Genomic DNA, 24956 nt, shown 5'->3' with positions numbered 1-24956 from the left:
GGCCAGCCTGACCGGCGACCCGGATTTATTTCGACGGGCCATTAGCAACTTGCTGGCAAACGCATTACAACACACTCCGCGAAAGGGGACCGTAAACATCTCCATCGCGTCGGTTGATTCGGCCACGGTGCGGGTTGATGTGCGCGACAGCGGGGACGGAATCGCGCCGCAGCACCTTCCGAAAATCTTCGACCGCTTTTACCGGGTGGACCCTTCCCGCTCACGGCCAGCGCGTGGGACCGGCCTGGGTTTGGCCATCGTGCGCTCGATCATGCAACTGCACGGAGGCGCCGCCTCGATTCAGAGCGCCCTGGGCCGCGGGACGGTGGTCAGTCTTGAGTTCCCGGCCTGAAGCCCGGAATGGATTCTTGAATTTGGGTTTTGGATTTTCGATTGTGGACGATCGCGCGCTCCTCACAGATGACCGAAATGTAATCCAGCGGTCATGTTCCGGTTACTTTCCGTGTAATAAGGGTTTAGCAATAAGCTCCTTGTGATGAACCTTGTAAAACGATTCGAGAATTCTCGGCGGCGTACGGTTGTAGCGCATGTTGCGACTCCTCTGCGCGATTGAAAGGGAAATCAAACCAGCTCCACTCGATGAAATTCGACCTTATCATCCCAACCCTCCTCGGGATTGTTGTCCTGAGCGGGTGCGCCACTTCCAAGATGGAGAGCAAGGAGCGTTCGCCGGAGAAGCCGGACCCGAAGTTATTCTATCTGCCCAACGCCGAGGCCTCACGGGTCGTAAGCGTCACGACCAACGGCGTTAGCGGCGCCAATATCCTGGTGCAAACCCACCGCGTAGCGGTCAACGAGACCGGTCTCAAAGAGACCATCGAGAGATTTGGCGAGGTATATTGTTTCTCACCGAATTTCTTTGCCGTCCGTCGTGAGGAACCCACGCGCATCCGTTTGTGGAATCTGCAGCCCGATGACAATCACGATTTTATGCTCATTGATCCGCATTCGCGGGTTCTGATGAGTGCCCGGCTGCCACCGTTGAAAGAAACTGCCTATATATTCAGCTTCCATGAAGAAGGGCTGTTCACCTTTGTTTGCGCCATGCACCCCGCCTCGATGGCGGGCCAGATTCTGGTGCTGCCGCCAAAAGCTCCTTAGCCAATGAGCCTAGTCCACATCGCGTTGCGCCGCCCGCTGACGATCGTGGTGCTCATGATTGGCCTCGTGCTGGCCGCGGTGCTGGCGGTGGAGCAAATGCCTCGGGACATCTTTCCCACGCTGGGCATTCCCACAATCTACGTCGCTCAGCCTTACGGCGGCATGGACCCGGCGCAAATGGAAGGTTATCTCAGTTATTATTACGAGTACCACTTCCTCTACATCACCGGCATCGAGCACGTCGAATCCAAGTCCATCCAGGGCGCCGCGCTTCTGAAACTGCAATTCCACCCGGCCACCGATATGTCGCAGGCGATGTCGGAGACGCTCGCCTATGTGAACCGCGCGCGGGCGTTCATGCCGCCCGGGACCGTGCCACCCTTTGTGATGCGCTTCGACGCCGGGAGTGTCCCGGTGGGAGACCTGGTTTTTTCGAGCACCAGCCGCACGGTAGGCGAGATGCAGGACCTGGCCTTGAATCGGGTAAGACCCCTGTTTGCGACCTTGCCGGGCGTTTCGGCGCCGCCACCCTTTGGCGGCAGCGCCCGGAGCATCGTCATTAACCTCAGACCTGAGCGCCTCCGCGCTTTTAATATGTCTCCTGATGAAGTCGTGGCCGCCGTCACCTCCGCCAACCTCATCAGTCCTTCTGGGAACGTCCCCATTAAAGGCAAATATCCAATGGTGCCCCTCAATTCTGTAGCGCTCAATATCAAGGACCTGGAAGGCGTGCCGATTCGGACCGGGACGTTCCCCACCGTTTTTCTGCGCGATGTCGGCCAGGTCATTGACGGCTCGGACATTGTCACCAGTTACGCGCTGGTCAATGGACGCCGGACGGTCTATATCCCGGTTATCAAGCGTTCGACGGCTTCGACCCTGTCGGTTGTCAACCTGGTCAAGGCGAACCTGTCGAAGTTCCAGAGCGTGTTGCCGGCTGACGTGAAGGTCAGCTATCAGTTTGATCAATCCCTTTACGTCACGCACGCCATTGGGGGCCTGGTGCTCGAGGGCGCCATGGGCGCGGTGCTGACAGGGCTCATGGTATTGTTGTTCCTGCGGGACTGGCGAAGCGCCTTGATCGTGGTCATCAACATTCCCCTTTCCTTGATGGGTTCCGTACTGGCGCTGTGGCTGACGAAACAGACTATCAACATTATGACCTTGGGAGGGCTGGCATTGGCCGTGGGCATCCTGGTGGACGAGGCGACCGTTAGCATCGAAAACATCCACACTCATCTGATGCGAGGCCGTTCCATTGGATGCGCAGCACTAGAGGCGACAACCGAGACAACAGTGCCTCGATTGCTGGCCATGCTCTGCATCCTGGCAATATTTAGCCCGACGCTCTTCATGTCAGGGGCTGCCAAAGCGATGTTCTTGCCGCTGTCATTGGCGGTCGGCTTTGCCATGATGACCTCGTATTTGTTGTCGAGCACCCTGGTGCCTATCCTCTCGGTTTGGCTTCTACGCAGTCACGAAAACGCCGCTGCGGGCCATACCGCAGCCGAGAGCCGCTTCACTCGATTCCAACAACGCTATGCCGCCCTGGGGCAGAAGTTGGTTCACGCGCGTTGGGCGGTGGCCGGCCTTTACCTGGTGTTAGCGGCTGCGGTCATCGTGTTTCTCGGGCGGCGTTTGGGCGCCGAGATATTCCCAAAGGTGGAAGCCGGGCAGATTCAACTGCGTTTGCGGGCTCCAACCGGCACGCAGCTTGATTGGACCGAGGCAATTGCGCTGCAAACCCTGGACCTCATCAAACAGGAGGTCGGTTCTCAAAATATCGAGATTTCCCTGGGTTTCCTGGGAGTGCATGGGTCGCCTTACCCGATCAATTTCATTTACCTCTGGAACGGCGGTCCTGAGGAAGGCGTGCTCCAAGTGCAACTAAAGCCCGGCGCCCCAATTCACGTCGAAGAGTCGAAGGAACGGCTGCGGAAGATTTTTGCCCAAAAGATGTCCGGTGTCAGCTTCTCGTTCGAACCCAGCGATATCGTCAGCCGCGTGATGAGCCTGGGTTCACCCACGCCCATTGAGATAGCCATCAGCGGCCAAAACCTGGCCGCTGACCGCGCATTTGGCGAGCAGGTGAAAGCGGCCCTCGAGGAAATCCCATCCCTGCGCGACATCCAATTCGGCCAGGCCCTGGATTATCCCACCGTGGATGTGACCGTGGATCGCGAAAAAGCCGGCGTGATGGGAGTCAAAATGGCCGATGTATCGCGCGCGCTTGTGACGGCCACTTCGTCCAGCCGGTTTGTGGTTCCCAACTACTGGGCCGACCCCAACAGCGGCGTCACCTACCAGGTACAAGTGCAGGTTCCCCAGACTCGAATGGACTCGGTCGAACAGATCAAAAATGTGCCGGTGATGGACCACGGTGGCCATGGACTGTTACTCCGCAATGTCGCCAACGTCACGCAGAGCACTGCGGTCGGTCAATATGAGCGATACAACATGCAGCGGATGGTGACGGTGACCGCCAACATTGCGGGTGCTGACCTGGGCAGCGTGGCCAAGGAGGTCAAAGAGGCGCTCCGGAAACTGGGGCAGCAACCACCGGGTATAACCGTGACGGTGCGCGGCCAGGTTGTCCCGCTGGCACAAATGCTCGACGGGTTGCGAACCGGGTTACTCATGGCGGTGGTGGTCATTTTTCTGCTGCTGGCGGCCAATTTCCAGTCCCTCAAGTTATCGTTCCTGGTGGTTTCCACCGCGCCGGCCGTCATTGCTGGCGTCCTCCTCATGTTGTGGGTAACGGGCACGACACTGAACATCCAATCCTTCATGGGGGCAATCATGGCGGTCGGCGTGGCTGTGGCCAATGCCATCTTGTTGGTGACTTTTGCCGAGCGCAGCCGGCTGGGAGGGGCCAGCGCGCCTGAGGCGGCAATCGAAGGGGCGCGCAGTCGTCTGAGGCCGATTCTCATGACCAGCACGGCGATGATAGCCGGCATGATGCCGATGGCCCTGGGTTTAGGCGAGGGTGGCCAGCAAACCGCTCCGCTTGGCCGGGCTGTAGTTGGGGGGCTGGCGGTCGCGACGGTGGCGACCCTGCTGGTGCTGCCTGCCATATTTGCGCTGGTCCAGGCTCGCGCCCACCGGCGCTCTGTCTCGCTGGACCCCATTGATCCGCAAAGCTCAGCCGCAGAGCCGGTGTAAGAACGTTATGCGCGAATTAGTCAACCATGCGTAAGATGAAATCCGAAATCCCAACCTGGCATTGCCAGAACCAGGGAATCTTGAGGAATAGGACTGGCGGGGCATTCTTAAGGACATTGGCCTTGCTCGGCCTGGTCATGCTATGCGGTTGCGGCCAGACCCAAACTGAAGGGCCGAAAGCCCCTCCTCCCATCACCGTGCAAACCGTCCTTCCTCATCGGGGCGAGATTGCCCGCACCCTCACCCTGCCAACGTTTCGTATCCTGGCGCTTCAGGAGGCCACCCTTTACGCCAAAGTTTCCGGCTACTTGAAGACCCTTTTCGTGGACAAAGGCGACGCTGTCACAGCAGGCCAGCTGCTCGGCGAGATTGAAGTGCCCGAACTGTTCGCTGATGAAGCCCAGTACACAGCGGAATCAGAGGTGGCGCGCACCACTTACCAACGCATGGCTGAAGCTCGCCAAAAAGCTCCCGACCTGGTCGTTCCTCAGACGGTGGATGCCCTGCGAGGGCAGTGGGAGGTCGCGCAAGCGAAGTTACAACGGACACAGACGCTCTTGCAGTATGCCCGGCTGGTGGCGCCGTTCTCCGGCATGGTCACGGCGCGCTTCGTGGACCCCGGCGCGTTTATCCCCGCCGCGACCACCGGCAGCACTCCGCAAGGGGCCGCAGTCTTGACGTTGATGGATTACAGTCGCGTGCGCGTCCAGGCCTTCGTGCCGGAGCCGGAGGTCCCTTTCATTAAGAACGCCGCGCCTGCAAAAGTTTCTGTGGAAGAGTTGCCCGACCGCGTTTTTCCAGGGTTCGTAACCCGTTTCGCCCACGCGCTGGACCCCGCCACCAAAACCATGCTCACCGAAATCGAGATACCTAATCCAGACGGTGAACTCCGGCCCGGGGCCTATGCCACCGTGCAGTTGGAACTCGAACGCAAGCAGAATGTGTTGCTTTTACCCGTCCAAGCCCTGCTGGTAAAGAAAGCAGGGACATCCGTTTTCACCATTGCAGAAGGGAAAATTAAAAAGCTCTCTGTCAAAACGGGCTTTAACGATGGCGTCAATGTTGAGATAGCCAATGGTCTCAACCCTGACCAAGCGGTCATCCTCGTAGGCAAGCAAACGCTCAACGATGGCCAGCCCGTCAACCCTGTGGAGGCCAGGTGAGAGGTACGATTGCCGCTATCTTCGCCGCCACGCTTGCCATTTCGGGTCAGGCGGCTGACAGCACCGCGGCCGGGCTGGCGATTCCCAAGTCTGAGACCGGAACAAACATGGTTTATCCCATCGATCTGCCGGCGACATTGCGTTTGGCGGGCGCGCGAAACCTCGATATTCAAATCGCACGCGAAGCCCTGAATGAAGCCCAAGCCAATCGCCAAAGCGCTGTCGAGCAGTTTTTCCCGTGGGTGGCGCCTGGGATTGGCTCCCACCGCCGCGATGGCGCAGCCCAGGCTGTCCCCTCCGGGATCATCTCTGATACCCACTTCCAATCGTATTCACCGGGCGCCACACTGACCGCACAAATCGCCCTGGGTGACGCTATTTATAATTTCCTCGCCGCCAAGCAATTGGTCAAAGCCTCCGATCAAGCTTTGGAAACCCAGCGCCAGGACGCCATCTTGTCTGCTGCTCGGGGGTATTTAGACCTAGTCAAAGCCAAAGCGCTCGCCGAAGTCGCCCGGCAAGCCATTCAAATCTCCCAGGATTATCAGCAGGAACTGCAACGGGTCGTCACCGCGGGGATTGCTTTCAAAGGCGACCAACTGCGAGTCCAAACGCAGACCGAACAATACAGGATTGTGCTGCAGCAGGCGCTCGAACAGCAACGGGTAGCGGCGGTAAATCTGGCCCAAGTGCTGCACCTGGATTCGCGCGTGGAATTGACGCCGCTGGACCCCGGGGTGTCGCCACTAAGGCTGTTTCCTACCAATGCCTCGATGAATGCGCTGGTTGCGCAGGCCATGGCATTCCGGCCCGAACTGAAGCAAAGCCAGGCCTTCTTGGCGGCCACGCGCCCCACGAAGAACGGTGCGCTTTACGGGCCCCTGATTCCTTCAATCGGCGCCCAGGTATTTGGGGGCGGGATGGGAGGCGGCCCGGACGGCGGTCCCAATAATTTGCTCGCTGAAGGAGATTACATGGTGGGATTGAATTGGCGGATAGGCCCAGGCGGTTTGTTTGATTCCGGACGAATCAATGCCAGCAAGGCCCGGCTGGCTGCTGCTCGCTTCGCAGATTCCAAGCTTAAGGATACGATTATTGCCCAGGTTGTTGCCGGCCTGGTCCGCGTGAACTCCACGGCGGCCCAGATTGAGCTTTCAGAGCACAACCTGAACACCGCAGACGAAACGCTTCGTCTGACCCGCCAGCGCAAACAATACGGCGTCGGCATCGTTCTCGAGGATATCCAGGCCCAACAGGCCCTCACCCAGGCGCGTTCGGACTATGTGACTGCTGTGGCTGAGAACGCCAATGCGCAATACTCATTAACGAGGGCAACTGGCTCTCTGCCTGAAATGCAAGAGTCTAAACAGCAATAGGGGACAAGCGTTGGTTTTGACGACCCATTAATTAAGAGAAAACTCAAGCGGCGCGCGCCTGGCAGCGTAAACGCCATGCCCGAATCTGCCGGAATGTTAGGTCAATTCTGTTCCGTGGAAATCCAGGCTAGTTCTGTGGTTCCTGTGCCGAATGGCTGCCATGCCCACCCGCAACGCGGGCATCGCAACCAGGCTAATTGACGAAAAGCCGATGGCAATTTTTGATTGGAAAAAGCCAAAACCAGGCGAGCCTAATTCGCTATTTGGCTAATTATTTAAGCGGTGACTATGACTGCCGCCGCTCATGCCAAATACAAGGCGCAGGCCCGCATCCTCAAGGCCCTCGCGCATCCCACCCGCCTGTTCATCGTGGACGAATTGTCGCGGGGCGAACGCTGCGTGTGCGAACTCACCGACATGATCGGCGTCGAGATGCCGACGGTGTCGCGGCATTTGAGCCAGCTCAAGAACGCCGGCCTCTTGGAGGACGAGAAGCGCGGCTTGCAGGTTTTCTACCGGCTGCGCGCGCCGTGCGCGCTGAACTTTTTCAAGTGCATCGAGGCGGTGCAAGCCGGCCGCGCCGGTTGCTGACGAAAGAAGCTTTGCCATGAGTCAAAACCAGATCATCACTGTGAAAATCCTTGACTCGCTGGGCGCAGACGGCCGGCACTCCGGGTTTAGGGTGGCGGCCCGATCGATTTCGTTATGAAGATAGAATCCATACGCCTGAGGGGCTTGGCCCGCGCCAACCTGAAGTGGCTGGCGCTGGCGGCCGTCGTTGGCTTTGGCGCTTACCGCCTGAAGTTCGCCCCCGTTCCAGTAGTGGCGCATCAGATCACGACCGGCCCTCTGGTCGCCGAGGTGATGGGCACGGGCGCGCTGGGGGCGCGGGTCAAGACCACCATCAGTTCGCACATCCAGGAACCACTGGCCGAGGTGCTGGTGGACCAAAACGACTGCGTCGCGGCTGGCCAACTGCTGGCGCGGTTGGACGACAGCGAACTCAAACGACAAGTCGAGGTAGCCGAAGCGGGACTGGCGGCGGCGCGCGCCACCCTGGAACGGGTCAAGGCGGATGAGGCCCGGGCCGTCGCGTCGGAAAAACTGGCGCGGCTCAATTACGAGCGTGAATCCGAATTGCTGCCCACCAAGAGCACCTCGCAGCAGGATTTTGACACGGCAGAAGCAACGCTGCAAAACGCAGAGGCCGATGTGAAGCGCGCGCAAGCGGCCACCACCGAGGCCGAGCGCCAGGCGACCTCTGCGGACAAGACTCGGTCCTATCAAATGGCGTTGCTGGCGTTCACGCCGATTCTCAGCCCCTACAACGGATTAATTGTCCGGCGCGAGCTCGACCCCGGCAGCATCGCGCTGCCGGGCAGTTCCATCCTGCAATTGATTTCCACCAACGAGATTTGGGTCTCGGCCTGGGTGGACGAGACGGCCATGGCGGCCCTGGCGCCCGGCCAGCCGGCGCGCATCGTCTTCCGGTCCGAGCCGGAAAAGAGTTTCCCCGGCAAGGTCGCCCGGCTGGGGCGCGAGGTGGACACCGAGACGCGCGAATTTGACGTGGACGTGGACGTGACGGTATTGCCGCGCAACTGGGCCTTGGGGCAGCGCGCGGAGGTTTACATCCAAACCGGTCGGGCCGCGAGCGTCCTCGCGTTGCCCGCGAAATTCCTGTTGTGGCGCGAAGGCCGGCCCGGTGTGTTTGTAAACGACCATGGCCGGGCGCGCTGGAGGGACGTGCAACTCGGCTTGCGCGGACTCGAAGCCGTGGAAGTGGTTGCCGGACTCTCGGCCGGTGAACAGGTCGTCGCAACAGTCATGGGGGAAAACTCGTTGGCACTCGACGGACGAGGCGTGCGCGTCCTGCCCGGCGTCCAGCCGGCGAACAAAGATGCGTCGCCATGAATCTCGCCGCGCAAGACATCCGCCACAACCTCGCCCGCTTTAGCCTGACCGCCTGCGGCATCGGGCTGCTGCTGATGATCGTGCTCGGCATGGGCGGCATTTATCGGGGACTGGTGTATGAGGCGACCCTGCTGGTGGACCGCGTGAACACCGACTTGTGGGTCGTACAACGCAACACGCGCGGCCCGTTTGCGGAGCTTTCTTCCGTCCCGGCCAATGTCGAGAACCGCGCACTGGCAGTGCCGGGTGTGGCCACGACGCGGCGTTTCGTCTATTGGACCATTCAGCGCGAACTCGCGGGACGCCCATTGCGGCTGGCCATTCAGGGTTTGGTCTGGCCTTACGATCCCGGCGCGTGGTTGCCGCTCGCGGCCGGGCGGCCGCTGGGGCAGGCGCATTACGAGATGGTCGCCGACCGCAGCCTCGGCCTGCAACTCGGCGAGCGCATCAAGCTGGGCAAGGATTTCTACACGGTCGTTGGCCTGACCAAGGGAATGACCTCGGCTTCGGGCGATGGCATGGCCTTTTTCTCGTTGCCAGATGCGCAGGCGATTCAGTTTGACCAACCGGGTGAAGCCATTCGTTTACAGCGCAACAGCCGCGCGGCTCAATTGGCGGCGCAAGACCTCGGACAGCAACAACCGGCTCTGGCGGCGCGCGCCTCGGGCCCTGCGGCGAACTTGCCCGCCATTCTGCCCCCGACGGTCAGCGCCATCCTGGTCAAGCTGGCCCCGGGCGCGGACCAGCAGGCGGTCATCCACACCATCAACGGCTGGCCGGACCTGACGGTCTATACGCAGGCGCAAGAGGACGACCTGCTGGTGCGCGGGTTCGTGGACCGCTCGCGCCGGCAGTTGGGATTGTTCCGCGCCATCCTCGTGGTCGTTTCCACCATCATCATGACTCTGATCCTCTACACCCTTACTCTCGACAAGACGCATGACATCGCGATGCTCAAACTCATGGGCGCGCGCCGCGGCGTCATCATCGGCCTGATCTTGCAGCAGGCGTTGTTGCTCGGCGCCCTGGGTTACGGGCTGGCGGTGTTGCTGGGCCACTGGCTGTTTCCCTTGTTTCCGCGGCTGGTTGTCATCACCCCGCGGGATTTCTGGTTCCTGGCGATGGCCGTGGCGGGAATTTCCGTGCTCGCCAGCTTGCTGGGAATTTGGAAGGCGATGCGCATCTCGCCCAACACGGTTCTGTCATGAACGCGCGCGCCAACCAGTCTGCCGCCGCGCTGGAGGCCGCCGGCTTGACCAAGGTTTACGGCAGCGGCAACACCGAGGTCGTGGCGATGAAAGAAGTGTCGCTGCAGGTCGCGCGCGGGGAAGTGGTCGCGTTGCTGGGACCGAGCGGCGCGGGGAAAACGACGTTGCTCACCGCGCTGGGCCTCATCAATCCGCCCACCGCCGGACGCATCACCATGGCCGGTGAGCGGGTGATGGACGGCCCGCGCGCTTTGGTCAACCTGGCTGCATTCCGGCGAAAGCATCTTGGCTTTGTTTTTCAGAAGGCGAATCTGATTCCGTTTTTGAACGCGGTGCAAAACGTGCAGGTGGCCCTCGAGATCAACGACGTGCCGCCGCGCGCGGCGCGCCGCCGCTCGATGGAGTTGCTGGAATACCTGGGCGTGGCAGACCGCGCCACCAACCTGCCCGACGCGCTTTCCGGCGGGCAGCAACAGCGCGTGGCGGTGGCCCGCGCGCTCGCCAACGAGCCGAGCCTCATTCTCGCCGACGAGCCGACCGCCGCGCTGGACGGCGCCCGCGGACGGCAGGTGATGGAATTGTTCCGCAAAGTGGCACACGAACGCGGGGCCGGGGCCATCGTCGTCACGCATGATCAGCGCGCCCTCGAGGTGTTTGACCGCATCGTCGAAATGGAGGATGGCCGAGTGCGGCCCGGGCAGAAACCGCCATCGATGCCAGGCCGCCATGACAATCCCAGGGCATGAAACCAGCAACCATCAACTCCCAATCGCAGCACGGCCATCACCTGTTTTGCGCAGCCCGAACCGCTTCCCTGCTTCTAGGCATCTCGGGTCTGGCTCTCGGCCTCTCGGGCTGCGCCATCGGGCCAAATTACAAGCGGCCCGCCATCGCCGCCCCGGCTCAATTTCGAGGGGCCCCGGAGACTAACTCGGCCAATTCGCTTGCGGACCTGCCGTGGTGGGGCGTTTTCAAGGACCAAACTCTGACGAATCTGGTGCAGATTGCCCTGACCAACAATTACGACCTGCGTCTGGCCGTTAGCCGCGTGGAACAGTCCCGCGCCCTGGCCATGGAGGCGCGCGCCCAGTTCCTCCCGCAGATTGGTTACGACGGCGAAGCGGCCCGCGGCCGAAATTCATTCCTTGGCTCGCCCTTTCCGATGGGAGTTGTCAGCGGCGCGGCGCTGCCCAAGGAATCGTTCCTGGCGCTGTTCAACGCCTCCTGGGAAGTGGACCTGTGGGGCCGCATCCGCCGCTTGAATGAGTCGGCCCGCGCGCAATACTTCGCCAGCGAGGAAGCGCGGCGCGGTGTGGCCCTCTCGCTGATCAGCCAAGTGGCCCAAGCCTACTTTGAACTGCTGGAATTAGACGAACAACTCGGAATCGCGCGGCGGGCCACCAACTCGTTTGGCGAAACCCTCGAGGTTTTCAGCAACCGGCTGGGCGCGGGGGCCGCCTCGGAGCTTGAGACCTGGCGCGCCGAGGCGGCGCTCGCAACCGCGACGGCAGCGGCGCCCGAGCTCGAGCGCCAGATCGCCCTCAAGGAGGACCAAATCAGCATCCTGCTGGGCAGGAACCCCGGCCCCATCCCTCGTAACAAAACGTTGCTTCAACAAGCCATGCCGCCTGAGGTTCCCGCCGGCCTCCCCTCCGAATTGCTCGAACGCCGGCCCGACCTGCGCCAGGCCGAGCAGCTTGCGCGCTCGGCCAACGCGCAGGTGGGAGTCGCGCTGGGAGACTTTCTGCCGAAGATCGGACTGACCGCGCTTTACGGGGGCGTCTCGATGGACCTCTCGGCCATCACCTCGCCTGGGGCGAACCTGTGGTCCATCGGGGCCAACGTCACCGGCCCGCTCTTTCAGGGAGGCCGGCTCTACGGCCAATATCGCCAGTCCGAAGCCGCGTGGGAACAAGCCAAACTCCAATACCAACAGACGGCTTTGAATGCCTTGCGGGAGGTCGTTGACGCGCTCATCACGCGGCAGAAACTTGAGGCGGTCCGTACTGCGCAGGAGCGAGCGGTGGCGGCCTATCGCAAAGCGGTCGAGGTCTCGACCCGGCGCTACCTCGCTGGCAAAGCCAATTACTACGAGGTGCTCGAAGCGCAGCAGCAGCTTTTTCCCGCAGAAAACGCCCTCGCCCAAACTCGACGCAACCAGCTTATTGTCATTGTTCAACTCTACCAGGCGCTGGGCGGGGGCTGGTAGCGGGCGGACCCGTCCCCGAAATAACCCCCCGTGCGCGCCGAAACGGGCGCCGGCTCCGGCGCTCGAATGAAACCCGATTGGTTTCTTAGCGATGACGTCGAAAAAGGAACTCCGTCTGCACCTGGACCGCCTTGCCATCCACCTCGAGGACCGGGTAGGCGAGGAAATTGATTAGGCCGGAGGCAGGTCCGGGTTCCACGACCAAGTCGCGGCCCTTGCTCAACTCGAACCGGTTCGCCGGGTGATGGCCGAAGTAATAATTCGCCAGGCTGGAGTTTTTGTTCGCTTCGCTGATGTCCACGGGCTCCCATTTGCCGTCGGCGAAGAACTCAGCCCAACAGTGGTAGCCATCAATGCCGCCGTCATTGCGCTCGGAAGGAATGGCTGCGCCAATGGCGAAGCGGGCCGGGATGCCGATGGAGCGCGCCAGCGCGATGAAGTAGGCATGGAAATCCGAGCAATTGCCCGAATGTGCATTGCAGGCATACACCGCGTCACCGACGCCCCAACCCGAGCCGTACCGGGCATAGCGCACCTTTTCGATGACGTGGTCGTAGAGCGCGCGAGCGCGGGCCAGGTCCGTCGTTTTGCCTCGTGTGACTTGCTGTGCGATAGCCGTGAAGGTTTCGTTCGCGGGAGAAGGCCGAGAACATGGTCCAGTTCTTCTGTGGTGGTCCATCTTCCCAGGCTGAAGCGCACCGCGCCCAGGCCGATGGCTTCCGGCGCGCCCATCGGTTTGAGGCAAAGCTGTGTTCATTTTGGCGCTCATTTTTGCGCAATGCGGAATCATCGGCCAGACACCAGCCACGGTCGAGTATCGTGGCAATGCACGAGTTCTGGCGACCACGCCAGTCGCCGTTCAGGGATAATCTTGTCGGCTGCGGGCCGATGCAGCCGCTGAATTGCCTTCGTTGGTTCCGACGTTTCCAGCAAACTTTGTCCGCGTTCGCATGGAGCTTTTTAACCCGCGTGGCCACAACGAAACAATCATTCGGTGTTCCCAGAGGGTTCGGAAGTCAGCTAAGTCACTGATGCGCAATATAAAGCGCCTCGCGGCGTTTATGGCATTGATTTTGCCGAAAGGCGGCAATGCGGCGGATGCTGTTTTGCGGCTTATTGTGCTCGAGTTGGCTGATTCAAGGTCACGCTGATGTGGTGCCGAGAGGCGAATTCCCGTTTGAGTTCCGCGAAGGCTTGCTTTGGGTGAAAGTCCAGGTCCCGGAATCCGGGAGGGTATTGAATTTCCTGCTCGATAGCGGGGCGGAGGCGAGCGTGGTGAATCTGCAGACCGCGAAGGAACTGGGTCTCCCGCTCGGCCAGCGAGCCGAGGTGCGCGGGGTCGGGGTTTCGATGGATGGGTTCTGGACCGGGACGCGCTGGGCCAAAGCCAACGAGGTGACCCTGCCAAACCGCCTGCTGGCTCTTGATTTGGGGAAGCTGAGCCGCTCATGCGCGCGCCGAGTGGATGGTTTGATTGGGGCGGGGTTCTTTAAAGACAGAGCAGTGCAGATCGATTTTCGCGAATCGAAGGTCCGGTTACTTGCTTCCGGCACGGCGACCGCGGGTGACGTTGTGCCGTTGGACGCGCGGCGCTGCGGAATCAGAGTCAAGGCGAGCGTCGGCGGGAAAAGGGCCCGGTGGTTTCGGGTGGATACCGGGTGCGCCACGCCCTTGCAGTGGGTTACTCGAGACGTCAGCCCAAAGGATTGCAGCCGCAAGGTGGCGGTGGGATTGGCAGAGCTGGGAATTCCGCAGACAAGGACGGCTGTAAAAATTGGTGCGGAAATTCTGGGCGATGTGGAAACGGGTTTGCACGCCAACCCAATTTTTGAGGGCGAGGCCGGACTTGTGGGGAATGGCCTGCTTAGTCAATTTGAGACCGTCACGATTGATTCAGCCAGGGGCAGGCTGGTTTTGGGACCACAGCTCCCATCCGCGCCAAAGGCAGCGCCCTAAAGACGGATTGCTAATGATTTATGGTGCTTTATTGGGAGCTTCGATTCAGGCACATGGGCCAGAGAGACCGGCCTCCAGGTTCATGGAACCATCACCGCCCGATAGAATCGAGCGCGCAAACCCTGGGGAGGCGTGTCGCTCACCTGGGTCATCGAGCCCATCACGGTGAAGTTGGTCATCGCCAGCCAATTCACGGCGCCGCCTAACATGTCGGAGTAATCAATCCTGAAGTGGCTTCCGGCAGGCGCCGCGAGCGTCAGGCGCAAGGTTACACCGGTGAACTGCATACTGAACATGCTGACGGCGGCCGATGAGTTGGCCACGGTGCCCACGACGTTTTTCGCCGTGACGGTGTACTGACCGGCATTTGCCAGGCTCATGCCAGAAAGCGTGCATGTTGCGTTGGTGGCGCCCTCAATGGGCATCCCGTTTAGGAGCCATTGATAAGTCAGCGGTTCACTGGCGCTCATCTGCATCCCGAGTGTAACTGAAGTTCCCGGCCCGACGACTCGCGGCGACGGACCCGCCACCATCGTGACCGGAGCGGACACTGGCGTGAGCAGAAACGCATTCGTGTGTCCGGCGCGCATTCCCCAGCCCACAATTTGATCCGCCGCGTTCACGCCGCGCGCCACCATCAGTTCCCAGCCACTGTTGGTTGGAATCAAGTTGTTCAAGTCTGTCATGCGAGCCATTCCGCCCATCCCTCCCAGAGCGTTGGTTACCATGAATGCGTGCGGCATTCCTGCGGCCAGTTGCGCCATCCCAACGGCTGTGCCCGCGTTGTTCAGGCAATAGGCTGCGCTGTTCGTCCCGCCCAGCGTACCGAGATCGACCACCGTTTGCCCCATCATGCCTCCGCCGCTGGAGACGAAGGCATGGAAGTTGCCGCCGGACATCATTGCCTGCCCGGCGGTGTCTCCCATGTCGTTGACGTACCACGATTGGCCGCCCGATGCGCCCATGCTGCCCATTCCCATCGCCATCATGCTCGAACTGCCGAATAGGGCATTGGTGGACATGATCGGCTCCATCACGCCGTTGGACATCATCGCGCCCCCGACCACCATGCGGTTGCTATTGATGCAATACGCTGCCGAATTAGTGCCGCCAGATGTGCCCAGGTCCATCATGTCGCCGGCCGCAAAATTGGTCATGAAAAACGCATGCTGGCTGCCGTTGGTCGTCAGTGCCCAACCGACAATATCCCCGCGCATGTTGATCATCCACGCGGCGCTATTGCTGCCGCCAAGGGCGCCCAAATCCATCATTGCGGGATTCATCAGCGCGTTGGCGCAGAGGAAAGCGCGCATGTTGGTCGAAGCCATCTGCGCCCCGCCGACCATCCAACCGCTGTCGTTAACGCCATAAGCCCAACTGTTGCTCCCGCCCATCGTGCCGAGATCCACCATGCGGCCGCCATCGAACATGAAGGCGTGATAGCCGCCCAAGCCGGTCTGCATTGCTCCCACAATTTGCTCATGATTGTTGATGCCGTAGGCCATGCCGTTGGCGCCGCCAAGAGTGCCGAGGTCGGTCACGGCATAAAACTGACCGCGGGCCGGCCAGCACAGTCCGAAGAGAACAAGCGCGGCTGCCAGGTTCCACCGCAGAAAAGGAGAGGCGGGGCGGCTGACTGCGATTTGGTCGATTTGGTTTACGAAGCGCATAGTGATTATTGTCTAAATGTGTTGTCGGCTTTATGTTTTTTCGCCCGCTAATAATGCTGATTAACGGCTTTTGGCTTGCTCCTGACTCCCCACGGATTGCCAAAGGCTATGCAAGAATTGGCCAACTCATTCCCCGCCCGGGTCCATATCGTCCTAATACGGAGACCGGAAACCACGGATTGATCGTCGCGCTCGATGATTTGATCAATTGGCGCCCTAAACCGCGCCGGGGTCTTTTGCAGAGGGGGGTTGATGAAAACGGCCGGGCGCGGCAGAGGATTCCGAAGCCCTTAATCAGTTATTGTTTCGGCAACGCGAATTGCTTCCCAGGGCTTGGTCCGAACGTGTCAAACCCCAGGCGCTGCGCCTTATTATTAGAACCGAACCGAAATTCTGAGGGATGCGCGCTGTCGCGGCGTATTGGAAACAGAACGAAACATGAAGACGAGCACTTTGAGAATCATACCAAGCAGGTGGGCAGACAAATCGGTCGTGATTCCCATCGCGCGAGTGGTTCCAACCAGTCCGGATGGAAGGCGGCTCTGGCTGCGCCGTGGCAGCCAACATGGACTCAAGGCACCGAAAGGCGCCTTGCGCGAATGCTTATTCAGGGGTCTCGCGTTCGCTCACGAAGCCAGCCATTATGGCGCGCTCAACTTTCGTTGCGCATTGAACCACCCCCCCCTCGTGATAGGACATCCGCTGAGAATCGAAATCGAAACCAAAACAAAACAAACGAAAGACAATAACATGAAGAAAATGACTATCAGGGACCTGAAGGGCCGCCTGCGCCCATGCTATGGCCTGGCGCTGGCGGCGGCTCTTGCTGTCGGACTGCCCAACGCGGCACGGGCGCAGGATGACATTAGCGACATGAAGGGCGCAACCCACATGCTCAAGCTCCAGGGCATCAAGACTACGGCGGAGGCGGAGGCGCTCAAGCCCGGTGACACCATCGCGATGGTGTGTTCCAAGTGCAAGTCGGTGATGATCCATAATGTCACCACCGAAAAGGGACACATTAAAATCATGACGGTGGGCGAGAAACATCTCTGCCCGGGCTGCGACTCCTTTATCAAGGTCATCGCAGCCGGCAAACATGGGCGGAAAAATGAAGTCAAGCATGTCTGCGAAAAGTGCGGCAGCAGTTCGGTCTTTTGCTGCGCGACGAAGCCGGGCAGTGGTTCAACGGCTGGCATGGAAGAAAAGAAGTAAAGAACACGCTCGGCCAGAGGGCGGCGAGGTTTCTCCAAGCTTCTCGCCGCTTTTCTTTTTGACCAGGAATCCCGCTGCGACTCGCGGCAATCACAGGATAGCGCGGTTCCGCGTGAAATTTGAAAGGCCGCCATGAGCCGCACGGAACGACCACGCCCACCAAACTACCCGCACCTGCTTCGGACCTTGGCCGCCATTTACCCTGCATGACGGAACGACTGTCACAAATGCCGGTGAGCCAGCCCTTTGCATGAACTGTCATCAGAGCCGCCAGAACGCAACCAGCTATGTGGAAATCGAATCGGCGGGCCCTATTTCGGCCGCATGAGGGTCCGCAGGCGGACATGCTCATGGGCGTCAACGGCGTCACCTACGGCCAATCGATACCCAGCTCCGCCCACCGTGATTCCGTCCCCAATCTATTCGCCGCCGTTGCTCCTGCCGTGGCAAAAAAGGGTGAGGTTTTGGCAAAGAATGTCAAAGGGATGCGGATCAGTCCCGGCGTATTAATGAACAGACGGGCGCGAGAGGATCGCCCGCAGAAAACTTAAAATTGCCAATGATATGAAAATGACAAAATCACTTCTCTTGAGCGCGACAATCGTCGCGGCATTTGCGACCAATGTCCGGGCCGATAACCTGGCGGCTCTGGCAGCCAAGGCATCTGCAATTGTAAACGGGCCGGTCATTGCCAGCCCGCACGGGCTGGAGGAATTCCAATGGCTGACCAGGCAGTCCCAGACCTCAACTGGAGCAGTGGCGCGCGCCAACAGGGTTCCCTCGTACATCAGAAAGAACAGCGCCTTGGCGGCCAGTCCGCGAGTGCGTGAAGATTTCCCCGCATTGGGTCGCGGCGGGCAGTCGCCGACTCTAACCACTGCAAAGCCGATCGTGAGCGTGAATGAATTCAATCGGGTAACCAAGGACCAGGCCTGGGCCGCAAGCCCGAGAGTGAAAGAAGAGTTTCCCTGGCTCGCCCGAGGCTACACAAATGATTCCATTCAGGTGGCTCCCCTCAAGTAGGCACTGGCTGACGAAAGGAGTGGGCAAAAGCAGTTTCATATCCCGAACCGGCCGGCATGGATCGGCGTGAGCGGGAGGACCGTAGAGCGTGAGGGCGTTGAAACGTACGCCGTGCTCCACCCACCCTGACGCTCCACGCTCCGACATCATCAGGCAAATGCTGCTTTCGCCCGCACGATTCATCGAGCTGCGCGCACTTCATTTCTTTCTGTGAATTCCGAGAGGGAAGGCGCACCTTTCGGCGTAGTAGAGGAGACGATGCAAAATATCGCATTTGAATTTTATGATTAGTTTGAAACCGACGCGCAACGCCGCAATGGCGGGCCTCGCGGCTCTGGCCCTGATTCTTTCGGGCTGCAAAGGGGTGCCGACCAAAGGCGAGAAGGAAGCTCGCCGCCAGGCCCAAAGCGTGGCCGCCGATTATCGCCCCCATGGCGAAAAGCCGGTGCTGCCTGAGCTCTCGGCCAGTTCCAGCCTCAGCAATTATCTCGCTTATGCCTTGTTAAACCAGCCAAAGGTCGAAACAGCCTACTACGATTGGCTCGCGTCCATCGAACGCATCACCCAAGCGCGCTCTTTGCCCGACCCCCAGTTCACCTTCCAGATGGACATCCAGAACATCGTCACTTCGATCATGCCCGGGCTGATGGGGACCATCCCCTGGCCGGATAAACTCCGAGTGGGGGCGCAAATTGCCTCAGCCCAAAGCCAGGCCAAATACTTCGCTTTTCAATCCACTGTACTGGAGAGCGCGTTCGACGTGAAGCGCTCCTACTACCAACTCTACTTTTTAGCGGAGAAACTCCGGGTCAACCAGGAAACGCTTGGCCTGCTGGCGGACCTGGAAAAGCTAGCTCTCGCCCAAAACGAAGTGGGCAAGGTCACCCTGCAAGACGTGCTGCGCGCTCAGATCGAAGAGGACCGGCTGCGCACGGACATTGCCAACCTCGAGGACTCGCGCAACGCGCTGGTGGCACAGTTTAAAGCCGCCCTGGGTTTGAAAGCCGAGGACCCGGCTCCGCCGATGCCTCAGCGTTTTGAATCCACGCCATTGGACCTTACCGCGGACAAGCTCTTCGACATGGCGCTGGCGCAAAACACGCGGCTCAAGGCCATCGAAGCGGAGGTCCGCGCCGCCGAGGCTTCGATTCTCCTCGCCCAAAAGTCCCGCCTGCCCGACTTCACCCTGGGTTTCATGGGTGACGCAAAGACCGACCCAACTCTCTATCGTTTGCCGGGAAATCCGGGCACCATGTCACTTCCCATCTGGCGCGACAAGATCGCCGCGCAAATTGCCGAGGCCCAGGCCAATAAGCGTTCTGCTCAGGCGCAATTGTCGAGCGAGCAAATTGCGCTGGCGGCCGATTGGGCCGCCAGATCATACCTTTATCGCGAAGCGAGCCGCAATCTGGCGCTGCTGAACGACCAACTCCTGCCCAAGGCGCGGCGGTCGCTCGAAGTGGCCCGCTCCGGTTACCTGGCCGGCCAGATCGATTTCTTCAATCTGACCGACTCCGAGCGCACGCTGCTTGGGTTCGAGTTGGACCAGATCGAGGCAAGCACACAGCGCGAAGTGGTCCTGGCGGAATTGTCGCTGATCGTTCAGGGCATGCCCCCGAGTGGCGCCTCGCTGAGTCCCACAAGCGCCGGCATGAGCCGGGGCAACTCCTCGGCACCAAGAAAAACCAGCGGTGGCATGTAAAAGAAACCCAAAGTCTTGGCGGACGGCCACTAAATTCCGAATTTCGAATTTCGAAATCCGAACAAATTCAAATATGAAAGTTGGAAATAAACGCACAAAGTCCTCGATTCTCCTCGCTTTAGCTGTGGCGCTGTTGGGTGGGACCACCGCTTTGTTCACTGGCGCCGCCCACATGCATGCCGCCGAGGCGGCCAAAACCCTTTACACCTGCGGCATGCACCCGCAGGTCGTGCAGGACCATCCCGGCAATTGCCCCATCTGTGGCATGAGGCTCACTCCCGTCCGCAAGCAGCTAGCCTCGCCCCACCCCGCATCGACCAACGCTCCGACCGGCCCGCGCAAGATAGTTTACTACAAATCCACCATGATGCCGGGGGAAACCAGCCCGGTCGCCGCCAAAGACAGCATGGGGATGGACATGGTTCCCGTTTATGAGAGCGCGGCGGCAGGTTCTGAGGAATCGGGCTTGATCTCGATTGACCCGGTCACAATGCAGGACATGGACTTGCGCACCGCGCCGGTGACCCAAGGGCCGCTGCGCCGAACCATCCGCACCGTGGGCATCATCAATTACAACGAGACTACTTTGGCGGACGTGACCACCAAGTTCAAAGGCTGGATCGAGAAACTCTTTGTAAGCGCCACGGGCCAATTGGTAATGCGCGGTGAGCCGCTGTTTGAGATTTATTCACCTGAACTTTACAGCGCCCAGCGGGAGTACCTCTTGGCCCTCGAACAAAGCACCAACGCGCCCGGAGCTGCCGCGCTCCGAACCAGCGCCCTGACCAAACTGAAATTCTTCGATATTTCCGACCAACAGATTTCGGAATTGGAGCGCAGCCGCCAACCGAGCAAGACGCTGCGCATCCTCGCGCCCCAGGATGGGTTCGTGATCGAGAAAGACGTTGTGGAAGGCCAAATGGTAGAGCCGGGCATGAAAATCTACCGGCTGGCCGACCTGGGCCTGGTCTGGGTGCAGGCGCAGATTTACGAGAACGACCTGGTGTATATCAAGCTGGGCCAGGAGGCGACCGTGACGCTGGACTACCTGCCGGACCGCGAATTTCGCGGGCGAGTGACCTATGTTTATCCGAACGTGGATGAGAAAACCCGCACGGCTCAGGTGCGCATGGAGTTTCACAACCCGGGCTACTTCCTTAAGCCGGGCATGTTCGCCACCGTTCAGGTTATATCTGAGTTGGAGCCTTCCGCGGTGCTGGTTCCCGACATGGCCATCCTGCGCAGCGGCGAGAAGAATACCGTCTTTGTGGCGCTGGAAGGCGGGAAGTTTGACCCACGGACTGTCACCCTGGGGCCACAAGCAGAGAACGACACCTACCAGGTCATCAGTGGAGTGAAAGCCGGCGAGCGCATCGTGATTTCCGGCCAGTTCCTGCTCGACTCCGAAAGCCAACTCCGCGAAGCCATCCTGAAGATGCGCGAGCCGGGCAAGCCGGCCGAAATCATGCCCGGCTCAGCCGAAGCCACCAACGTCGTCCCGGGAGAGGCAAAGCCCCCCACCAAGCCGCCGGCGCAACCGCCCGTGGTCAAATACATCTGCCCGATGCCGGAACACGTCTCGATTGAATATGATCATCCGGGCAAGTGCCCCATCTGCGGCATGACCCTCGTGCCCGTCACGGCTGCCACCCTGCAAAAGCTTCAGCCCGGCGGCAAGCTGCTCTATTATACGTGTCCCATGCCCGAGCACAGCGACGTTCACGAAAGCAAACCGGGCAAGTGCCCCAAGTGCGGTATGACGCTCATCCCAGTGATGGAGGCCCCGTCACTGCCCAAATCCGTCCCGTCCGGCAGCGAAGCCATGCCCAAAGGGATGGTCATGCCCGAAAATCAGCACTGAGCGGCAAGGAGTTTATGCTCAAACGCATCATCGATTTCTCGCTGAACAACAAGTTCATCGTCCTGCTGGGAACGATCGCCCTCGTCCTGGGCGGCGTCTATGCGCTCAAAAACATCCCGCTCGACGCCATCCCCGATCTCTCGGATGTGCAGGTCATCATTTACACGCAATGGCCCGGCCAGGCACCGCAGATCGTCCAGGACCAGGTTACCTACCCAATTACCACCAAGATGCTCTCGGTGCCCAAGGCGACCGTCGTGCGCGGCTATTCGTTCTACGGCTTTTCGTTCGTCTATGTGATTTTTCAGGACGGCACCGACCCCTATTGGGCGCGCAGTCGCGTGTTGGAATACCTCAGCGGCTTGAGCGACCGCCTGCCCAAGGGTGTGTCGCCCGCACTGGGGCCGGATGCCACGGGCGTCGGTTGGGCCTTCATGTATTCCATCAATTCGACCAACCGCGACTTGGCCCAACTGCGCTCCATGCAGGATTGGTACCTGCGTTATCAGTTGGCCTCGGTCGAAGGGGTGTCGGAAGTCGCCTCTATCGGCGGGTTCGTGAAGCAGTACCAGGTCACCGTGGATCCGACCAAACTGCGCGCGTACAACCTTTCCATCTCGGACGTGGCGATGGCCGTCCAGCGCAGCAACGGCGAAGTCGGCGGACGCTCCATCGAGTTGGCCGAAAAGGAATTCATCCTGCGCGTGCGGGGCTACGTCCACGCCCTGGACGACTTGAGGAAGGTTGCTGTGAGTGTCGGCAACAACGGCGTGCCCATCCTCCTCGGGCAGGTGGCCAACGTGGAACTCGGACCGGACATGCGGCGTGGCATCGCCGAACTCAACGGCCAAGGTGAAACCGTCGGCGGCGTCGTTATCGTCCGTTACGGCGCCAACGCCCGCCAGGTCGTCCTCGACGTGAAGAAGAAGCTCGACGCCGCGATGAAGGGCCTGCCGCCGGACGTGAAATACAGCATCGCCTATGACCGCAGCGCGCTCATCCAGCGCGCCGTTAAAACACTCGAAGAAAAGCTCCTCGAGGAAAGCATCGTCGTAGCGCTCGTCTGCATTGCCTTCCTGATGCACCTGCGCAGCGCCTTTGTCGCCATTCTGATCCTGCCCATCGCCGTGCTGATGTCGTTTCTCGTCATGTTCACTCAGGGGATCAGCTCCAATATCATGTCTCTGGGCGGCATCGCCATCGCCATCGGGGCCATGGTCGATGCCGCCATCATCATGATTGAGAACGCTCACAAACACATGGAGCACGACCAGGGCAGGAAGCCTCACTGGGACATCATCCGCGATGCATCGGTCGAGGTCGGCCCCACGCTCTTCTATTCGCTGCTGGTCATTACCGTCTCCTTCCTGCCGGTCTTCACCCTCCAGGCGCAGGAGGGCCGCATGTTCAAACCGCTGGCCTTCACCAAGACCTACTCCATGGCGGCGGCGGCAATCCTTTCCATCACCCTGGCTCCGGTCCTCATGGGCTTCTTCATCCGCGGCAAGATCCCGGCCGAGGAGAAAAACCCCATCAACCGCTTCCTGATCTGGCTCTATCACCCGGTCATCGATTTCGTCATCAAATGGAGATGGCTGGTCGTCTTCACCGCCGCCGCCCTCATCGTCTGGGTGTTTTTCCCCTGGAATAAACTCGCCGCCCGCCTGTTGCCCAACGGCCCGGTCAAGGAATGGGCGTTTAAGCTTGGAAAATACTTCCCCTACCAGAACCTCGGCTCCGAATTCATGCCCCCGCTCTACGAAGGCGACCTGCTCTACATGCCCACGACCTTTCCCGGACTCGGCGTCACCGAAGCCCGCGCCATCATCCAGCAAACCGACAAAATCCTCAAGAACTTCCCCGAGGTCCATCACGTCTTCGGCAAAATTGGCCGCGCTGAAACGGCCACCGACCCGGCGCCGATGGATATGATTGAAACCACGATCATGCTCAAGCCCGAGGAAGAATGGCCCGCTGTGGACATCAAAGACGCGGATGGCAAAGTCATTGCCCACCGCCGCCGCACGCCTGATGAACTCACTGACGCCATGAACGCCGCGATCCAGTTTCCCGGCCTGAATAACGCCTGGACCATGCCCATCAAGACTCGCATCGACATGCTGGCCACCGGCATCAAGACCCCCGTCGGCATCAAAGTCGCCGGGCCGGACCTGGCGGAACTCGAGCTCGTCGCCTCCGAGATCGAAGCGGTGGTGAAGGGCGTTCCTGGCACCTTGAGCGCCTTTGCGGAGCGCACGATGGGCGGCAACTACATCGAGTTCAACATTGACCGCGACGCCATTGCCCGCTACGGCCTCAAGGTGGGCGACGTGCAAGACGTGCTGGAAGTCGCGTTGGGCGGCATGCCCCTCACTACCACGGTCGAGGGTCTCGAGCGCTACACCGTCAACCTGCGCTACAACCGCGATTTCCGGGAAAACCTGGGCGCCCTGCGCCAGATCATCATCCCCGCGCCCACCGGCGCCCAGGTGCCCTTGAGCCAACTGGCCACTCTGAAGGTGTTACGGGCGCCGATGGGCATCAAGAGCGAAGCCGCGGTCCCCAACGCCTGGATTTATGTGGACATCAAGGACATTGACATCGGCACCTACGTCCAGATGGCCATGCGCGCCGTCAACGACGCCATCGCCAAGGGCCAAATCAAGCTGCCGAGCGGCTACAACATCTTTTGGAGCGGCCAGTACGAATACATGCAGCGGGCCAAGCAACGACTCATGCTCGTCGTTCCCCTCACTCTGCTCCTTATCATCCTGATCATCTATCTCAACACGCGCTCCGCCATCAAGACCGCCGTCGTTATGCTGGCCGTGCCTTTCTCCCTGGTGGGGGCAATTGGCATTCTCGCCATCCTTCACTACAATCTGAGTGTCGCCGTCTGGGTCGGCATCATCGCCCTGGCCGGTCTAGACGCCGAAACCGGGGTCGTCATGCTCCTCTATCTCGACCTCGCTTACGCCGAATGGCAGAAGAAGGGTCTTATGCATAACCTCGCCCACCTCCGCGACGCCATCTACCACGGCGCGGTGAAGCGTGTCCGCCCCAAAGCCATGACGGCGTGCGTCATCATTGCCGGCTTGGCCCCCATCTTGTGGAGCCACGGCGCTGGCGCCGACGTCATGAAACGCATCGCTACCCCGATGGTGGGGGGCGTCGTCACCTCGACCATCATGGAATTGATGGTCTATCCCGCCATCTTTTACCTGTGGCGTTCGCAGGAGCTCAAGAAACCAGGCGAACCATTGCCAGGCCCTGCTGCTTGACCGCGCCATGAAATAATGGTGAGGGATTCCAACTGCGGCGGCGTATTAAAGAACAGAAGAAACCGGCGGGTTAAGCCGCCAAAGAAAGACAAAA

General features: G+C 60.2%; 18 protein-coding genes. 16 read left to right on the top strand and 2 right to left on the bottom strand.

Annotation, left to right across the window (positions count from 1 at the left end):
- Positions 1-7: 7 nt before the first annotated feature.
- The 10 genes from VG146_12655 to VG146_12610 all read left to right on the top strand — a co-directional run bounded on the left by VG146_12655 (position 8) and on the right by VG146_12610 (position 12154).
- A complete protein-coding gene (locus VG146_12655; protein HEV2393200.1) occupies positions 8-352 on the top strand; it encodes an ATP-binding protein in 345 nt (114 codons plus the stop codon).
- A 248-nt stretch (positions 353-600) separates the two neighbouring features.
- Positions 601-1122 (top strand): hypothetical protein, encoded by a 522-nt coding sequence (locus tag VG146_12650; protein ID HEV2393199.1) that lies wholly within the window; start codon positions 601-603, stop codon positions 1120-1122.
- 3 nt (positions 1123-1125) lie between these two features.
- Entirely contained in the window at positions 1126-4284 is a 3159-nt protein-coding gene (locus tag VG146_12645) for an efflux RND transporter permease subunit (protein HEV2393198.1), read from the top strand.
- A gap of 35 nt (positions 4285-4319) precedes the next feature.
- Positions 4320-5447, top strand: coding sequence for an efflux RND transporter periplasmic adaptor subunit (locus VG146_12640; protein ID HEV2393197.1), 1128 nt, complete (start codon positions 4320-4322; stop codon positions 5445-5447).
- Positions 5444-6823, top strand: a complete 1380-nt coding sequence (locus tag VG146_12635) for a TolC family protein (protein HEV2393196.1) — start codon at positions 5444-5446, stop codon at positions 6821-6823. The genes VG146_12640 and VG146_12635 overlap by 4 nt, the downstream gene beginning before the upstream one ends.
- Before the next feature lie 288 nt (positions 6824-7111).
- A complete protein-coding gene (locus VG146_12630; GenBank protein HEV2393195.1) occupies positions 7112-7414 on the top strand; it encodes a metalloregulator ArsR/SmtB family transcription factor in 303 nt (100 codons plus the stop codon).
- 114 nt (positions 7415-7528) lie between these two features.
- Entirely contained in the window at positions 7529-8737 is a 1209-nt protein-coding gene (locus VG146_12625) for an efflux RND transporter periplasmic adaptor subunit (GenBank protein HEV2393194.1), read from the top strand.
- Positions 8734-9945, top strand: coding sequence for an ABC transporter permease (locus VG146_12620; GenBank protein HEV2393193.1), 1212 nt, complete (start codon positions 8734-8736; stop codon positions 9943-9945). The genes VG146_12625 and VG146_12620 overlap by 4 nt, the downstream gene beginning before the upstream one ends.
- On the top strand, positions 9942-10691 hold the full coding sequence (locus VG146_12615; protein ID HEV2393192.1) for an ABC transporter ATP-binding protein: 750 nt from the start codon (positions 9942-9944) through the stop codon (positions 10689-10691). Before VG146_12620 ends, VG146_12615 begins: the two co-directional genes overlap by 4 nt.
- Complete coding sequence (locus VG146_12610) at positions 10688-12154, top strand: efflux transporter outer membrane subunit (protein HEV2393191.1); 1467 nt, start codon at positions 10688-10690, stop codon at positions 12152-12154. The genes VG146_12615 and VG146_12610 overlap by 4 nt, the downstream gene beginning before the upstream one ends.
- 85 nt (positions 12155-12239) lie before the next feature.
- Here the strand turns inward: VG146_12610 and VG146_12605 are convergent, their stop codons facing one another.
- On the bottom strand, positions 12240-12911 hold the full coding sequence (locus tag VG146_12605; protein HEV2393190.1) for a transglutaminase-like domain-containing protein: 672 nt from the start codon (positions 12909-12911) through the stop codon (positions 12240-12242).
- A 332-nt stretch (positions 12912-13243) separates the two neighbouring features.
- On the opposite strand from VG146_12605, the gene VG146_12600 reads away from it, so the two are divergent.
- A complete protein-coding gene (locus tag VG146_12600) occupies positions 13244-14110 on the top strand; it encodes an aspartyl protease family protein (protein HEV2393189.1) in 867 nt (288 codons plus the stop codon).
- A gap of 80 nt (positions 14111-14190) precedes the next feature.
- On the opposite strand, the gene VG146_12595 is transcribed toward VG146_12600, so the two are convergent.
- Positions 14191-15780: a hypothetical protein gene (locus tag VG146_12595; protein ID HEV2393188.1), complete on the bottom strand. Its 1590-nt coding sequence runs from the start codon at positions 15778-15780 to the stop codon at positions 14191-14193.
- A gap of 750 nt (positions 15781-16530) precedes the next feature.
- Here VG146_12595 and VG146_12590 point away from each other — a divergent pair.
- The 5 genes from VG146_12590 to VG146_12570 all read left to right on the top strand — a co-directional run bounded on the left by VG146_12590 (position 16531) and on the right by VG146_12570 (position 24862).
- Positions 16531-16995, top strand: coding sequence for a hypothetical protein (locus tag VG146_12590; protein HEV2393187.1), 465 nt, complete (start codon positions 16531-16533; stop codon positions 16993-16995).
- 564 nt (positions 16996-17559) lie between these two features.
- On the top strand, positions 17560-18018 hold the full coding sequence (locus VG146_12585; protein ID HEV2393186.1) for a hypothetical protein: 459 nt from the start codon (positions 17560-17562) through the stop codon (positions 18016-18018).
- Between the two features lie 283 nt (positions 18019-18301).
- Entirely contained in the window at positions 18302-19720 is a 1419-nt protein-coding gene (locus VG146_12580) for a TolC family protein (protein ID HEV2393185.1), read from the top strand.
- 73 nt (positions 19721-19793) lie between these two features.
- Positions 19794-21581 (top strand): efflux RND transporter periplasmic adaptor subunit, encoded by a 1788-nt coding sequence (locus VG146_12575; GenBank protein ID HEV2393184.1) that lies wholly within the window; start codon positions 19794-19796, stop codon positions 21579-21581.
- 14 nt (positions 21582-21595) lie between these two features.
- Positions 21596-24862 (top strand): efflux RND transporter permease subunit, encoded by a 3267-nt coding sequence (locus tag VG146_12570; protein HEV2393183.1) that lies wholly within the window; start codon positions 21596-21598, stop codon positions 24860-24862.
- Positions 24863-24956: the final 94 nt, after the last annotated feature.

The sequence above is a fragment of the Verrucomicrobiia bacterium genome (assembly GCA_035946615.1).
Lineage (GTDB): Bacteria > Verrucomicrobiota > Verrucomicrobiia > Limisphaerales > UBA8199 > DASYZB01.
Note: the sequence above shows the minus strand (reverse complement) of the source record. Positions and strands in the feature narration are given on the sequence as shown.

Excerpts from the sequence above, each read along its gene's own strand:
- VG146_12650 (HEV2393199.1), top strand. The coding sequence starts at position 601 with ATGAAATTCGACCTTATCATCCCAACCCTCCTCGGGATTGTTGTCCTG.
- VG146_12645 (HEV2393198.1), top strand. The coding sequence starts at position 1,126 with ATGAGCCTAGTCCACATCGCGTTGCGCCGCCCGCTGACGATCGTGGTG.
- VG146_12640 (HEV2393197.1), top strand. The coding sequence starts at position 4,320 with ATGAAATCCGAAATCCCAACCTGGCATTGCCAGAACCAGGGAATCTTG.
- VG146_12630 (HEV2393195.1), top strand. The coding sequence starts at position 7,112 with ATGACTGCCGCCGCTCATGCCAAATACAAGGCGCAGGCCCGCATCCTC.
- VG146_12625 (HEV2393194.1), top strand. The coding sequence starts at position 7,529 with ATGAAGATAGAATCCATACGCCTGAGGGGCTTGGCCCGCGCCAACCTG.
- VG146_12620 (HEV2393193.1), top strand. The coding sequence starts at position 8,734 with ATGAATCTCGCCGCGCAAGACATCCGCCACAACCTCGCCCGCTTTAGC.
- VG146_12615 (HEV2393192.1), top strand. The coding sequence starts at position 9,942 with ATGAACGCGCGCGCCAACCAGTCTGCCGCCGCGCTGGAGGCCGCCGGC.
- VG146_12610 (HEV2393191.1), top strand. The coding sequence starts at position 10,688 with ATGAAACCAGCAACCATCAACTCCCAATCGCAGCACGGCCATCACCTG.
- VG146_12605 (HEV2393190.1), bottom strand. The coding sequence starts at position 12,911 with ATGAACACAGCTTTGCCTCAAACCGATGGGCGCGCCGGAAGCCATCGG.
- VG146_12600 (HEV2393189.1), top strand. The coding sequence starts at position 13,244 with ATGCGGCGGATGCTGTTTTGCGGCTTATTGTGCTCGAGTTGGCTGATT.
- VG146_12595 (HEV2393188.1), bottom strand. The coding sequence starts at position 15,780 with ATGCGCTTCGTAAACCAAATCGACCAAATCGCAGTCAGCCGCCCCGCC.
- VG146_12590 (HEV2393187.1), top strand. The coding sequence starts at position 16,531 with ATGAAGAAAATGACTATCAGGGACCTGAAGGGCCGCCTGCGCCCATGC.
- VG146_12585 (HEV2393186.1), top strand. The coding sequence starts at position 17,560 with ATGAAAATGACAAAATCACTTCTCTTGAGCGCGACAATCGTCGCGGCA.
- VG146_12580 (HEV2393185.1), top strand. The coding sequence starts at position 18,302 with ATGATTAGTTTGAAACCGACGCGCAACGCCGCAATGGCGGGCCTCGCG.
- VG146_12575 (HEV2393184.1), top strand. The coding sequence starts at position 19,794 with ATGAAAGTTGGAAATAAACGCACAAAGTCCTCGATTCTCCTCGCTTTA.
- VG146_12570 (HEV2393183.1), top strand. The coding sequence starts at position 21,596 with ATGCTCAAACGCATCATCGATTTCTCGCTGAACAACAAGTTCATCGTC.